Raw genomic sequence first — 283 nt, forward strand, 5'->3', positions numbered from 1 at the left:
CCATGAAGGCATACGGCCTGGGCGACATGGCCTATGCCAAGGCTTTCATGGTCAAGGCGCTCAAGGAAGGCGTCTCGGATTCGGACAGCTTCGCCAACAAGTTGAGCGACAAGCGCTACGCCCAATTCGTCAGCGCCTTCAACTTCGCCGCCAACGGCGCCGATGCGACCATCTACAACAAGGCGCAGCAGCTGGTGACCAAGAACTACGCCACCCAGGCGCAGATCGCCGGCGTCGATCCGAACTCGGCCTATGTGCATGGTGAGACGACCTACTACCTCGC

1 protein-coding gene is annotated in these 283 nt (G+C 60.4%); it reads left to right on the forward strand.

Translation table 11 applies throughout. The features are described 5' to 3' along the window. A partial coding sequence (locus tag EN807_RS34955; protein WP_135938117.1) for a DUF1217 domain-containing protein occupies positions 1-283 on the forward strand: 283 nt, incomplete at both ends.

The sequence above is a fragment of the Mesorhizobium sp. M5C.F.Ca.ET.164.01.1.1 genome (genome assembly GCF_004792125.1).
Taxonomy (GTDB): domain Bacteria; phylum Pseudomonadota; class Alphaproteobacteria; order Rhizobiales; family Rhizobiaceae; genus Mesorhizobium; species Mesorhizobium wenxiniae.